The organism is Novosphingobium silvae (genome assembly GCF_009856825.1).
GTDB classification, from domain to species: domain Bacteria; phylum Pseudomonadota; class Alphaproteobacteria; order Sphingomonadales; family Sphingomonadaceae; genus Novosphingobium; species Novosphingobium silvae.
The window spans coordinates 25,047-37,846 of record NZ_WVTD01000008.1 but is presented as its reverse complement, the minus strand read 5'-3'; the positions used below and the strand labels follow the sequence as shown (position 1 = coordinate 37,846).

Genomic DNA, 12,800 nt, shown 5'->3' with positions numbered 1-12,800 from the left:
GCGTCGGGCATGGGCCCAGGTGCCGTGCATTTCAGGAGAGGGATACCGGGAACGAAGGGCATTTGGCCATGCCGCGCATCCGTGGATGCGCTCTGACGAATGGGGGTAACTGTGATCACGAGAGCTCGAGTTTTGAAGTCCACGGGCGTCTCCGCACTGGCGCTGCTCGCCGCGACGTGCCCAGTCATGGCCCGCGCCGAGGTGGCGGCGGCAGACAGCGCGGCGGACAGCGCGGCCGGCGAAGCCGCTGCCGCTGCAGATGCGTCGGGCGCGCCGTTCGAGGAGATCGTGGTTTCCGCAGAACGCACGAACGTGACGCTGCAGAAGGCGGCGCTTTCGGTGGCCGTCGTCACCGACGAGACGCTTGCACAGGCGAACATCACCGAGATCACCGGCCTCAACGGTAGCGTGCCCGGCCTTGTCGTTGCCAAGAGCGGCGGCGGCGAACGCAACATCTCGATCCGCGGCATCGGCTCGGAGACGCCAGAGAACCCCTCCACCCAGCCAGGCGTGTCGTTCCACATCGACGGCGTCTACATCTTCAACTCGATCGCCGCCAACGCGGCCTTCATCGATGTGGCGCAAGTCGAGGTCCTGCGCGGTCCGCAGGGCACGATGTACGGCCAGGGGTCGACCGGCGGCACCATCAACGTGGTGTCGAAGCAGCCCGACACGACCGCGTTTTCAGGCACAGCAAACCTTGGCTACGGCAACTACGACCTGTTCAAGGCCGACGCGGCGATCAACGTGCCGCTCAGCGATACTCTGGCGATCCGCGCCGCTGGCCAGCACTATCGCCACGACGGCTACGCCAAGGCAACGGACGTCGCCGGAGATCCCGACTACGAGCTTGACGATGCCGACGAGTGGGGCGGCAAGGTTGCGGTGAAGTGGACGCCCACCGACCGCATCTCCGTCCTGCTGAGCACGATCCAGTACAAGGGCGACCAGAACGCGACGGCGCAGAAGAACATCCTCGATCCCAATCCCGACCCCCGCGAACTGACCCAGGATTTCCCGGGCAAGACCTATATCCGCACGCAGCTCTACTATGGTGTGGTGAAGTTCGATCTGGATGGGGCGACGTTCAGTTCGATCACCAGCTACCAGCGGCTGCACAGCCGCCTTTCGTGGGATGGCGACGGCCTGAACCAGGCTCTGTTCAACGAAGTCAGCGGCGGTATCGCCAACTACGACCACATCGCCACCTGGGAGCAGAACACGACGTCGTGGACGCAGGAGTACAACATCGCCTCGGACAGCGACGGCCCGTTCCGCTGGATCCTGGGCGGGGTTTACCTGCACTCGAAGAACCGCAACTACGTCAATGAATACCGCGCGACCACCGGCGACGGCCTGACGCCCGCCCTGCCGGTCGACGCACCCTTCGATGACCCGAGGGTTCCCGCGCTCACGTATGCGGACCTGTCCGAGATCACGCGAGAGGCCTATGCAGGCTACGTGCAGGCCAGCTATGACCTAACCGACGCGCTGACCGTCACCGGGGGCATCCGCTACAATCACGACAAGTACAGCGGGGTGAGCGACAGTTTTTCCAACGGAGCGACGGGAAGCACGTCCGGCGCCTATCTCCAGCCCATGCCGGGCGTCGGCACCAGCACTGCGCGTGTCACCGGCAAGTTCGCGCTGGACTATGAACTGACGCCCAGCAACATGGTCTATGCCAGCTTCACGCGCGGCTTCAAGCCGGGCGGCATCAACAGCGCCGCTTCACGGGGCGACAGCTCGTTCACGGTGTTCGGCTGGGAAGATGGCGTGAGGCCTGCCTACAAGCCAGAAACTCTCGACTCCATTGAAGTGGGATCGAAGAACCGCTTCTTTGGCGACACGCTCCAGATCAACGCCTCGGCGTTCTATTATTTCTACAAGGACCTGCAGTTCATCGAGGAGGACGCCGTCCTGTTCGGCGACGGCATCAGCAACGTGCCCAAGGCCGAAGTCTACGGCGCCGAGCTGGAGATGAACTGGAAGGCCACGTCGCACCTGCACTTCGACGGAACGCTTTCGCTGCTGCACGGCGAGATCACCAGCGATTACCAAGCGCTCGATCCTTCGGCGGCGGACGCCGCGCAGGCCGCTGCGGGCTTCCCGGGCATCGGCGGGTTCTACGGCAACTTCTACGCCGCTTCGCTCGTGCGCCGTGCGGCCAGCGTCAACATCAAGGGCATGAAGATACCCAAGATGCCTTCCGTGCAGGGATCGGCGGCCGTCTCGTGGACCGGCGAGGTGGGCCCCGGCGAATTCACCGCGCGCGCGCAGTACATCTACCGCGGCAAGTTCCAGTCGCGCGTGTTCGACAGCCCCGTGCAGGACGACACGCCCGACTATTCGCAGGTCAACCTGTTCGCCAGCTATGCCTTCGCCGACAGCGGCTTCAGCATCTCGGCGACGGTGACCAACCTGTTCGACGAGGACGGCATCAACTCGCGCTTCACCGATCCTTATGGCAGCGGGCAGGTGTCCGACACGTACATCGCGCCAAGGCAGGCGATCTTATCCCTCGGCTACAGGTTCTGACAGCCGGAAGGACCGTCAGGGGCTTTGCCCGGGTGAGGGCCGCTGCAGGAATGCGGCGGCCCTTTTGCTTATGGCCGAGAGCAGGCATGGATCGGGCCTGACCTGAACGAGGGCGCTCGGCGGCAAGACGGAGCCCCGGCGACCCGGTTACCGCGTCGGGCACTGCGGCAGGGGATCGTGCATGAGCGTAAGTGTGTTTGGTTCACTCAATCTAGACCTTGCCCTGCGCCTGCCCGTGCGCGCCGCGTGGGGGCAGACGCTGCTGGTGCAGGATGGCGAGACGGCGGTGGGAGGCAAGGGGCTGAACCAGGCGATCGCATCCGCGCGCTTCGGTTCGCAGACGCGAATGGCGGGCGCCGTAGGCCGGGACGAGGCGGGAGCGCTCCTGCGCGAGGCGCTCGATGCGGACGGCGTCGATACCGCTCTTGTCGAGACGCTGGGCGGCCACGCCAGCGGCAGAGCCACGATCCTGATCGAACCGGCGGGCGACAACATGATCATGGTGGAGGCGGGAGCCAATCTGGCGGCGCGCGCCGGCGGAGCGATCGCGGCGATCGATGCGCGGACCCGGGTGCTGCTGGTGCAGCTCGAAAGCGATATCGACGAACTGGCCGCGCTGTTCGCCAGCGAAGCCGCGCGGCCTGTCCGCAAGATCTTGAACGCCGCGCCTGCCGTATCGGCAGGATCGCGCCTGTTCGACCTTTCGGACATGGTGATCTTCAACCAGAGCGAATGTGCCGAGTATCTCCAGCTCGACCGCGAGCCGGAGAACCTCAACGACCTGCTGGTCGCAAGGCGGCTCCTGAACCGTCCCGGGCAGGCCGTGGTGGTGACGCTGGGCGCGGCGGGCTCGGCGGCGGTCTGGGCAGATCGCGCCATCTTCTCGCCAGCCATCCGCGCCGAGGCAGTAGTGGATACGAGCGGGGCGGGCGATTGCTTCTGCGGCACCATCGCCGCCTGCGTGGACCAGGGCATCGGCGCGCAGGACGCCCTGCGGCTGGCGAATGCGGCGGCTTCGCTTTCCGTCGCAAGGAAAGGCGCCGCACCTTCTATGCCGATGCGCAGCGAGGTGGATGCACTGGTGGCAGCAAGTGCCTGATCGCTTCTCCTGCAACACGAGGAGAGGACCGTTCAGAAGCGAAAATGGCGCTCACGCTCAAGATCACGGACCGACCCTTTCGTAAGATGGCGGGAAAGGGCAACCGCATCCCCGGTGGTGTTACGGCAAGCGCCGCACGCCGGGTGCGGCAGGGGTCCTTGGTTGCAGACAGCACGCAGGCGCTTGCCGTATCCGGGGCGCAACAACGTGCAGCGAGACATCATCCCGGTCGCGCCCATCCGCGGCGCAGGTCGACAGGAACAGGAGGGCAGAATGGAAGTCGCAGTCGAGGACAAGCCGAAGAGCGCCGGATACCGGCATCTCACCATCGAGCGGTTGAACCCGACGCTTGGCGCCTATGTGGGGGGCGTCGATCTCACCCGGCCCTATGGCGAGGACGTGGCGGAGGAACTGCGGCGCGCGCTGGCGGAGCATCTGGTCATCTTCCTGCGCGATCAGCCGATCGATTTCGATGCGCACCGCCGCCTTGCCACGGTGTTCGGCGAGGCGCATGTGGCGCCCAGCACGAAGCCGTGGCGGGTGCCGGGCTACGACGAGATCACCAGGATGCACGCCGACGAGAACTCCACATACGTCGCGGGCGAGGACTGGCACTCGGACATGAGCTGCGATCCGGAGCCGCCGATGGGCTCGATCCTCTATCTGCATACGCTGCCCAGCCTTGGCGGCGATACCGTGTTCTCGAACATGTACGCCGCGTGGGATGCGCTGTCTGAGCGCATGAAGGCGCAGCTCGAAGGTCTGAGAGCCGTGCATGACGGGGTGAAGGCCTTTGGGGGCCTGGTGCCCGAAGGCATGGAACTGCCCTGCACGTCCCACCCGATCGCGCGGGTCCACCCCGTCACGGGCCGCAAGGCGCTTTACGTGAACCGCGGCTTCACGACCCGCATCGAGGGCATCCCCGAGCGGGAGAGCGAGGCGCTGCTGGCGTTCCTTTTCGATCACGTCCAGAGCCCGATGTTCCAGTGCCGCTTCACCTGGACCCCGCACGCGATCGCCATCTGGGACAATCGCTGCGGTCAGCACATGGCCATCTGGGACTATTTCCCGGAAGTTCGCTCGGGCTACCGCATCCAGGTCAAGGGCGAACGCCCGGTCTGATCCTGATCGTCCCGCACAGAGAAAAGGGCCGGCAAGCATCGCGCTTGCCGGCCCTTTTCTCTGTGCGGTGGAACGTCCTATTCCGCCGCGATGGCAGTGACGCCGGGCGCCTTGCGCTCGCCCGGCTTGCGCAGGACGGCGACGGCGCAGAACAGGACGGCGCTCAGGCAGGCGAGGCCCAGGAAGATGCCGGAGAAGCTGCCGGTCTGGTCCTTGATCGCGCCGCCCAGCGCCGGGCCTAGCGCCGCCGAGGTCGAGAAGGCCATCATGATCGAGTACAGTTCCAGCGAGGCGCGCTGGCCGAAGTACGACTGCAGCAGCATGACGGTGCTCACATAGCTGAAGCCAAGGCCGCCGCCGAAAGCGACCATCCAGATCAGCAGCGAGACAGAGCCGTCCGCAAGCGCGAGCGTGGCCGCGGAAACGCCCAGGCACCCCAGCGAGAACATCGTGAGGGTCCGCGCCGAGGTCTTCTCGCCGGCCAGCCCCGCGAGCGCGGAGCCGACGGCGCAGACCAGGGCGGAGAGGCTGATCAGCTGCGATGCGCGGGCCTGTGCGATGCCGTGCTCCATCAGGTGCTGATAGGCAAAGCCGTGCGTCGTCGTGTTGATTGCAAGGCACGCGGTATAGGCGCCCACGACCACCCAGAACTGTACGGTGCCGAGCGCCTGGCGCACCGTCCATTCGGCGGACTCCCCGCCCGCGCTTGCCTGCGCTTCGGGCGGGGCGATGTGCAGCCGCCCTGCGGTGAGCGTGCAGAAGGCCCCGACCACGACCGAAGCGATGGCGAACATGAGCCAGTAGAAGCGCCAGTCGAAGCCCGCGCTCTGCGATCCGTACCAAAGCAGCGGGCCGGCGACAGCGCCCAGGTTGCCGATGGTGAAATAGAGGCCGAGCACGGTCGAGCGGCGGCGGAAACTGCTGGACAGCACGTGAACCGCAGGCACCGTCCCGCAGAAGCAGTAGCCCACGCCGAGAAGCGTGGTGCCGAGGTAATACGTCATGGCCCCGGTGGAGGTATAGAGAAGCCCGAAGCCCGCGAAGAGGATGACCGTGCCCGTCAGCAGCGTGCGGCCCACCCCCAGCTTGCGGATGGTGAGTGCCGGGGCAAGGCTGACCAGCCCGCAGGCGCTTCCCAGCAGCGTGAAGCCGAACCCCGCCTGCGCCCACGACATGTCGAACGCCTCGACCATCGATGGCAGGACCATGCCCAGCGAGTTGAACGTCCCGGCCGAGAGCAGGAAGTACATGAGGCAGAGCGCCTGAAGCACGACATAGACGAGCAAACGGTTCTTCATGCTTCGAATCCCTTTCGGGGGGTGGGGGCGGTGGTGCTCACAGCACCGGCCACCGACTGGGTACGGTCTTGCCCGCGCGGGCCAGCACGAGCGGCGCGGTCCTCTCGACGTCGGCGATGATGGCATCCTCGTCGATCGTGGTCGAGCGGTAGCTGTCGATCAGGCGCCGGCCATCCACCCACACGGAATGCACGCCGCGCCCGTCGGCCGACCATACGAGCTGGTTGACGGGGTTGAGAAGCGGGGTCCACTCGGGCCGGTTGCGGTCGTGCGCGACGAAATCCGCCTTCTTGCCGGGTTCCAGGCTGCCGATCAGGTGGCTCATCTGTGCGCCGGCCGCTCCGTTGAGAGTGGCGCATTCGAGAACCTCGTAGGCCGAGAACAGGCTGGAATCGCGGCGCGAATCCTTGAACAGCCCCGCCGTCACGTACATGGCGCGCATCATGTCGGCGCTGTTGCCGTTGTTGTTCCCGTCCGTGCCCAACTGGATCGGCACGCCCGCCGCCGCCATCTCGGGGAAGAGGCCCGAATGGCTGGCACCATAGGCACCCTTCATGGCCGTCATCGGGCAATGGGTCACGTGGGTGCCGCTCGATGCGAGCAGGTCGACCTCAGCCTGGTCAAGGAAGATCGCGTGCGTGAGGGAAAGCTGCGGCCCCAGCGCCCCGATTTCGGCCAGGTGGGCGATCGGCCGCCTGCCGGTGGCGGCAAGGAAGAACGCGGGGTCCTGCGGGTCCGGGCTCATGTGCGCGGTGACGCCTGCTCCGTGCTCGCGCGCCAGCTGCGTCGCGGCGCGCCACAGCTCGTCGGTCGCGGTGACGTGCCCTACAAGCGCCGGCCACGCGGCCAGCAGGGGATCGCCGGCGCCCGAATAGCGCTCCACCTCGCGCTGGAGGGTGTCGATGGCCGCGGCGGTGAGCGCGGCCTGATCTTCGGCCGGATCGAACGCGCGGTCCTGCGCCCACTGACCGATGCGGCCGCGGATGCCGGTCTCGGCAAGGCCGTCGTGGACGGCGCCAAGGTCGAGTATTGTGCCGGCCTCGATGAAGCACGTCGTGCCCGAGCGCAGCATTTCGAGCGCGGCGAAGCGGGCCGAAAGCCGCTCCTCCTCCGGCGTCTGCGCCTGGTATGTGGGGATAAGCCAACCCATCACGTTGGTCTCCCAGTCGGCATCGTCCGGCACCGCCCCGCGCGTGATCGGCTCCCCGGTGATGTGGACGTGGCAGTTCACGAAGCCGGGCGTCAGCACGAACCGCGAGCCGTCAAGCACTTCGCGCGCGCGGACCATGGCCTCCACCTCGGCGCTTGGGCCGACGGCATGGATGCGGTCGCCGACGACGGCGAGTGCCCCGTCACGGAAGATCCGCCGGCTCGCGTCCATGGTCACGATCCAAGCATTGCGGATCAACAGGTCCACCGGGACCGGGATCGGCACCGGGGCGGGGCCGGGGACGGGGAGCGCGGATGCGGGCTGCCCGCTCATGCCGCCCGTCCCGCCGCGCGCAGTGCCAGAGGCACGGTCAGGCCGACCATGCGGCGATCACGGCTTCTGACGTCACCAGCAGCGAGGTATGTTCGCTCAGCGCGCGCAGGGCGCCGGTGTGAAGCGCCTCGTCGAAGCTGGCGCAGGCGTCGGATACCACGAAGGTGTGGAAGTCGCGGTGGAAGGCGTCCCTCGTGGTGGAATCGACGCAGCAATCGGTCGTGAGCCCCGTCAGCACCAGCGTGTCGATCCCGCGCGCGCGCAACTGCTGCTCGAAGTCGGTGCCGTGGAAGCTGGAATAGGCCAGCTTGCCCACTTCCATGTCGCCGGGTTCGGGGCGGACGCGATAATAGTCCTCGCCGCCACTGCCGATGCGGCAGATGCCTTCGCTGCCGGGCGTGCCGCGCCGGGCCATCCAGGTCCGGAGCGCGTTCGAGTCCGTCTCCGGCCGCGTCATGACGCGCATGAACCCGACTGCCGCGCCCGCCTTGCGCGCGGCGGCGATCAGGTCCTCGATGCGGTCGATCGCCCGCTCTGCCGGGGACATGTCCGTCCCGTGCCGCCCGATCAGTCCGTGAGGCGCGGCGAAATCGACCTGCACGTCCACCACGATGAGGGCGGTGCGCTCCGGCGCGATCATGTCGCCCGGCTGAGCGACGTGGGGCAGCGCCTCAACCATGAGTGGTCGCCACGGCATCGGCCGGAAAGCGCTCGCGCAGCACGGGCAGGACCTTCTCGCCAAAGATCGGAAGCGAGGCGTGGTAATCCGGGAAGATCAGCATCAGACCGTCCAGCGACGTCTTCTCGAAGATCTCGCTCAGCCGCTCGACCACGGTTTCGGGCGTGCCCAGCACATGGGGCGTCATGAACGTGGACCGCGCCTTTTTGGTGAAGGCGTTTTCCTTGCCGATCTCGCTATCGAGGAAGCCGTATGCGCGCATCATGCCGTGCAGCGCTCCTTCGTCGAACCCGGCGCGGAAATGGGCGGCGGTCTCCTCCGCAGCCTCGTCGCTCTCGCCGAAGACGATCGTCATCATCGAGTATGTGCGGATCTTCGAGCCGAGCGCGGCGGCACCCGCCTTCGCCCCGGCGCTGGCTTTCGCCAGTTCCTCCACGTCGCCGCCGGAAAGGAACAGGGCGTCCATCTCGTTGGCGGTGAATTCGATGCCGACTTTCGACGTGCCGGCGCAGACCAGGAAGGGCGGGGTCGACGGCTTGGGGTTCGACATGCAGTCCTCGAGCGTGAAGTACTTGCCTTCCATGCTCACGGCATCCTGGGTCCACAGCGCCTTGATCGCGCGGATCCACTCGGTGGCAAGGACGTACCGCTCGTCGTGGTCGACCCCCTCGGGCCATGCCCCCATCTGGGAGAACTCACCACGGTACGAACCGGTCACGACATTGAGCCCCGCGCGCCCGTGGCTGATCTGGTCGAGCGTCGCGATCATCTTGGCCGTCACGGCCGGGTTCTGGAGGATCGTGTGGACGGTGGCCCATACCTTCACCCGGCTCGTCGCCTGGGCAAGGCCTGCCATCATCATGGGCGAATCCAGCGAGGCGTTCCAGTGCTTCGTCTCGCCGCCGTAGCCCCGATACTTGGCCATCGCCATGATGAAGTCGAGGCCGATCTCCTCGGCCAGCTGCGCGGCCTTCAGGTTGTAGTCGTAGGAGCCGTCGAGCGCCGGAGCGTTGCTGGAGAGGATCCAGCCACCATTCGCCATCGGCATGAAGATGCCAAGGTCCCGCCCGCCGGTGTCGGAGGGAAGGCCGAAGCCTGACGGTCGCGGTTGGCTCTGGATCATGTGTCTCCCCTGCTCCTGGATGCCTATCGAGGCTAGGGTGGGGTTCGGCAACGTTCTTGTCACCCTGCGCCCGCGCTCTTGTCACCGTCAAGGCGCGGGGCGCGCGCGGCATAGATGGCGTTGGCGGCAACTGCTAGTGCCATGCAAGGCGCGGCGCTGGGCTGCCGACGAACAGGGAATGATCGCATGGGCAACTGGTTCATCACGGGCGTCAGCACGGGGCTCGGGCGCGAGATCGCGCAAGCGGCGCTGGGCGCCGGCCACACGGTGGTCGGCACGGTACGCAGTGCAGAGGCAGCGACCGCGTTCGAAAGCCTGGGAGAGAAAGCCATCGGCATGGTCCTCGACGTGACGGATACCGCAGCCGTCGCTGCAGCGGTGCACGAGGCGGAAGCGCGCACCGGCGGCCTGCACTTCGTCGTCAACAATGCCGGCCTTGGCTATACCGGAGCGATCGAGGAAACGCCGCTTGCCGACGCGCGGGCGCTGTTCGAGGTCAACGTGTGGGGCGCGCTCGCGGTGATCCAGGCGGCGCTGCCTTATCTGCGCGCGCGGCGGGCTGGGCACATCGTGAACATCGGCTCGATCAGCGGGCTTGCATGCTGGAACGGCACCGGCATCTACGGCGCCAGCAAGTTCGCGTTGGATTGCATCGGGCGCACGCTTGCGCAGGAAGTGGGGCCACTGGGCATCAGGGTGACCAACGTGGCGCCCGGCGGCATGCGCACCGAATTTGCCGCCGCGCGCCTGCTCGGCGCGGAGCCGACGATCAGCGACTATGCGGCGAGCGCCCACATGGCGCGCGAAGTGCTCACCGCCCATCACGGCGAGGAGCCCAGCGATCCTGCAAAGGCGGCGCAGGCGATCCTGACCGCGGTCACTTCGCCCGAGCCGCCGCTGGTGCTGCTGCTCGGCAGCGATGCGGCGAGCTACGCGGCGCGCGAGATGGCCATGCTGCAGGACCAGTTCACGACCTGGGAGCACCTGACCGCATCGGTCGGGGCAGCACCGCTGGCAAAGTAGATTCCGCGCGGCGTTCGCACCGCGCGCCGGTCAGGCGGAGAAGAGGCTCTTGCGGATCACCGCGTGGACGCCCCAGTTGCCGTTGGCCACCTGGCTGATCCCGAAGTCCACGCCCACCGAAAGCAGCGAGATCGCCTCGTCCTCAGTCAGGTCGCGGATGGTCATGAGAAAGCGGCGCGCCTTGCGGAAGGCATCGCGCATGGCGTGGTCGATCGAGCTTTGCTTGTAGACCTCGCTCTGTGCGTTGGCGCCGAGGTCCTTGAGGTACTCCGGGCTGGAAAAGCCCAGGATCACCCACTCGTCGCGGGTCTCGATCATCGGGTAATCAAGGTCGCGGATGTACTTGCGGCTGGTCTTTGCGGGGTGGAGCATGACCTGGATGACGGCAGTCATCGAGCACTCGATCGCGGTCCCGCAAAGTTCGGAATCGCCCTGGCTGGCGTGGGGATCGCCCATCGAAAGCAGGCCTCCGGCCACGCCCACGGGGAGGAACACGCTCGATCCCGCGCCGAGCCGCCAGTTGTCGATGTTGCCTCCGAAATTGGCGGGCGGCACGGAATCGATCAGCTCAGAATGGGCAGGCGCCAGCGCGACGACCCCGAAGTGGGGCCGCACGGGTATCGTGACATCGCGGAGGACATCGAAGTTGCGGGTGATCGTCTCCGGATCGACGGGGACGCCCGGATAGTCGTAGCGCTCGTGAACGATGCCGGAGGGGTCGGTCTGGGGTGTCCAGCGATAGGAGTAAACCGCTTGCGCCGTGGCGCGGCCGGGCTCGTCGTCCAACTCGTAGATCGTGATGACCTCGCGCTGCTTGGGCTCGGTCAGCAGGTCGTTGTAGTGATAGCCCCAGTATGCCGCGACGTTGCTGCCGAACGAGCGCCCGGCGAAGCGCGGGTTCTGGCTGGGGCGGGCCTCCATGTCGAGGATCCTCACCTCGATGACGTCCCCGGGCCGTGCTCCCTCGACGGCGATCGGGCCGGTACAGATGTGGACGCCGAAGCCTTCGCCCGGGCCGCGCCCGAGGGCCGAGGCATCGAAGGGGCCAGCGCCGCGCCTTTCCACCGCCTTGCCGTCGGCGGTCCAGTGGAACACCGCCTCTGCCGCCGCGTCGCCTTCGATCATGCGTTCGGCATCGTCGTTGGCGTGGTGGGTGAGCGTCTCGATCGTCACGTAGTCGCCCGAGCGGATTTCCAGCGCCGGGGCCAGCGAGCGGCTGAAGTAGCCCCAGTGGATGGTGTCGGGCCGGGCCGGAAGGAAATGATGGCGCCGCGTGCGCGCCGCGTCGTCAAGCGCCGGAAGGCTTTCGCCCGTCGGCAAGGCGCCCGTTGGCAGGACGCCCGTCAGGACACTCGCCGGAGCCCGGTTCTCCAGCCTTACGTCCCGGGCCTTTTCGGGACGCCCGCGGCGGGGCGCCTGATGCGTGGTGCCCACGCTTTCGGGCGACTTGCGATATTCGCGCGGGCTCATCCCGTACTGTTCGCGGAATGCCCGGCTGAACGAGGCGCTGTCGTTGAAGCCCCACTGGAACAGGATCTCCGAGATCGAGCGCTGGGCGTGCAGGGGACTGCCGAGGTCGAGACGGCACCGCTCCAGCCTGCGAAGCTTCACGTAGTGGCCAAAGCTCTCTCCGTGGGATTCGAACAGCTTCTGCAGGTACCGGGGCGAGATGTTGTGCTCGGCCGCCACCTGGTGGGTGTTGAGGTTGGGGTCGGACAGCCGCATCTCTATCGACTGGAACACGCGCTCCAGGATCGCCGCGCGGCCGCCCGCCGCGCCGCCGAGCTGCTTTGCGGGCGCGCGGTCGAGCAGGGTGGCCGCGATCATCTCCGGCAGGGCCAGTTCGACGGGGCGGATCTGGTCGTCCGAGATGTCGAGAATGGTGTCCGCGACCGTTCGCAGCAGGCTGGACATCATCCGCCCGACCGCCGTATCGGCGACGAGATCGCTGATCTCGGTGGGCAGTTGCGAACGGGATTTCAGCGCCGGCAGGCTGTGCGGCACCTTGACGAGCAGGATGCGGAAGTCGCCCTGCATGCCGATCCGGCAGCGGGTGTCGCCGCCACCGTAGACCATGTCGCCTTCGCCGATCTCGATGACGCTGTCGCCGCTCGTCGCCACGAGCCGGCCTTCGAGCAGGAGCACGAGCCAGAAGCAGCGCGCTTCCTGCCGGAGGTCGAGGTTCAGGCCCTGTGCGGTGCCGGTGCAGCGGGTGAACTGGATCTTCTGGCCGCTGGTGAAGCTGACGAGGTCTCCGTAGATCTCCTCGTTCTCTGAATCGAGCTCCACGCTGACGCGCTGCAGCGCGAAGCGCCAGGCCTGCAGCCGTTGGTCGTGCGGGTAGGCGTTGGTCGTCAATCGCACGCCGGTCATGCCGGTATTATCCTTTTATGGCGCCCGCAAATCAGCCCGGAAGTGGCCGGGATCTTTCGGAA

General features: G+C 66.9%; 9 protein-coding genes. 4 read left to right on the top strand and 5 right to left on the bottom strand.

The genetic code is table 11. From position 1 onward, the window contains the following. Window positions 1-132 precede the first annotated feature (132 nt). The 3 genes from GR702_RS11920 to GR702_RS11910 all read left to right on the top strand — a co-directional run bounded on the left by GR702_RS11920 (window position 133) and on the right by GR702_RS11910 (window position 4,759). On the top strand, window positions 133-2,538 hold the full coding sequence (locus GR702_RS11920) for a TonB-dependent receptor (RefSeq protein WP_160986120.1): 2,406 nt from the start codon (window positions 133-135) through the stop codon (window positions 2,536-2,538). 181 nt (window positions 2,539-2,719) lie between these two features. Further along, window positions 2,720-3,637, top strand: a complete 918-nt coding sequence (locus tag GR702_RS11915; RefSeq protein WP_160986119.1) for a ribokinase — start codon at window positions 2,720-2,722, stop codon at window positions 3,635-3,637. Between the two features lie 273 nt (window positions 3,638-3,910). After that, window positions 3,911-4,759 (top strand): TauD/TfdA dioxygenase family protein, encoded by an 849-nt coding sequence (locus GR702_RS11910; RefSeq protein WP_160986118.1) that lies wholly within the window; start codon window positions 3,911-3,913, stop codon window positions 4,757-4,759. Between the two features lie 77 nt (window positions 4,760-4,836). On the opposite strand, the gene GR702_RS11905 is transcribed toward GR702_RS11910, so the two are convergent. Genes GR702_RS11905 through GR702_RS11890 form a run of 4 tightly spaced genes read right to left on the bottom strand, consistent with a single transcriptional unit; the run spans window position 4,837 to window position 9,342 of the window. Then, on the bottom strand, window positions 4,837-6,183 hold the full coding sequence (locus GR702_RS11905; protein ID WP_272916669.1) for an MFS transporter: 1,347 nt from the start codon (window positions 6,181-6,183) through the stop codon (window positions 4,837-4,839). Then, window positions 6,095-7,540, bottom strand: coding sequence for an amidohydrolase family protein (locus tag GR702_RS11900; protein WP_160986116.1), 1,446 nt, complete (start codon window positions 7,538-7,540; stop codon window positions 6,095-6,097). Before GR702_RS11900 ends, GR702_RS11905 begins: the two co-directional genes overlap by 89 nt. A gap of 37 nt (window positions 7,541-7,577) precedes the next feature. Next, on the bottom strand, window positions 7,578-8,219 hold the full coding sequence (locus GR702_RS11895) for a cysteine hydrolase family protein (protein ID WP_160986115.1): 642 nt from the start codon (window positions 8,217-8,219) through the stop codon (window positions 7,578-7,580). Continuing rightward, on the bottom strand, window positions 8,212-9,342 hold the full coding sequence (locus GR702_RS11890; protein ID WP_160986114.1) for an LLM class flavin-dependent oxidoreductase: 1,131 nt from the start codon (window positions 9,340-9,342) through the stop codon (window positions 8,212-8,214). The genes GR702_RS11895 and GR702_RS11890 overlap by 8 nt, the downstream gene beginning before the upstream one ends. Window positions 9,343-9,528: 186 nt before the next feature. Here GR702_RS11890 and GR702_RS11885 point away from each other — a divergent pair, with 186 nt between their 5' ends. Continuing rightward, window positions 9,529-10,365 (top strand): oxidoreductase, encoded by an 837-nt coding sequence (locus GR702_RS11885; RefSeq protein ID WP_160986113.1) that lies wholly within the window; start codon window positions 9,529-9,531, stop codon window positions 10,363-10,365. Between the two features lie 30 nt (window positions 10,366-10,395). Here GR702_RS11885 and GR702_RS11880 read toward each other — a convergent pair whose 3' ends face one another. Beyond that, the gene (locus tag GR702_RS11880; RefSeq protein ID WP_202408227.1) at window positions 10,396-12,738 is read right to left on the bottom strand and encodes an acetamidase/formamidase family protein; all 2,343 of its coding nucleotides are present in this window, start codon (window positions 12,736-12,738) and stop codon (window positions 10,396-10,398) included. Between the last annotated feature and the right edge of the window lie 62 nt (window positions 12,739-12,800).

Coding starts and splice junctions, on each gene's coding strand:
- GR702_RS11915 (WP_160986119.1), top strand. CDS start 2,720: ATGAGCGTAAGTGTGTTTGGTTCACTCAATCTAGACCTTGCCCTGCGC.
- GR702_RS11910 (WP_160986118.1), top strand. CDS start 3,911: ATGGAAGTCGCAGTCGAGGACAAGCCGAAGAGCGCCGGATACCGGCAT.
- GR702_RS11905 (WP_272916669.1), bottom strand. CDS start 6,183: ATGCCATCATCGCCGACGTCGAGAGGACCGCGCCGCTCGTGCTGGCCC.
- GR702_RS11900 (WP_160986116.1), bottom strand. CDS start 7,540: ATGAGCGGGCAGCCCGCATCCGCGCTCCCCGTCCCCGGCCCCGCCCCG.
- GR702_RS11895 (WP_160986115.1), bottom strand. CDS start 8,219: ATGGTTGAGGCGCTGCCCCACGTCGCTCAGCCGGGCGACATGATCGCG.
- GR702_RS11890 (WP_160986114.1), bottom strand. CDS start 9,342: ATGATCCAGAGCCAACCGCGACCGTCAGGCTTCGGCCTTCCCTCCGAC.
- GR702_RS11885 (WP_160986113.1), top strand. CDS start 9,529: ATGGGCAACTGGTTCATCACGGGCGTCAGCACGGGGCTCGGGCGCGAG.
- GR702_RS11880 (WP_202408227.1), bottom strand. CDS start 12,738: ATGACCGGCGTGCGATTGACGACCAACGCCTACCCGCACGACCAACGG.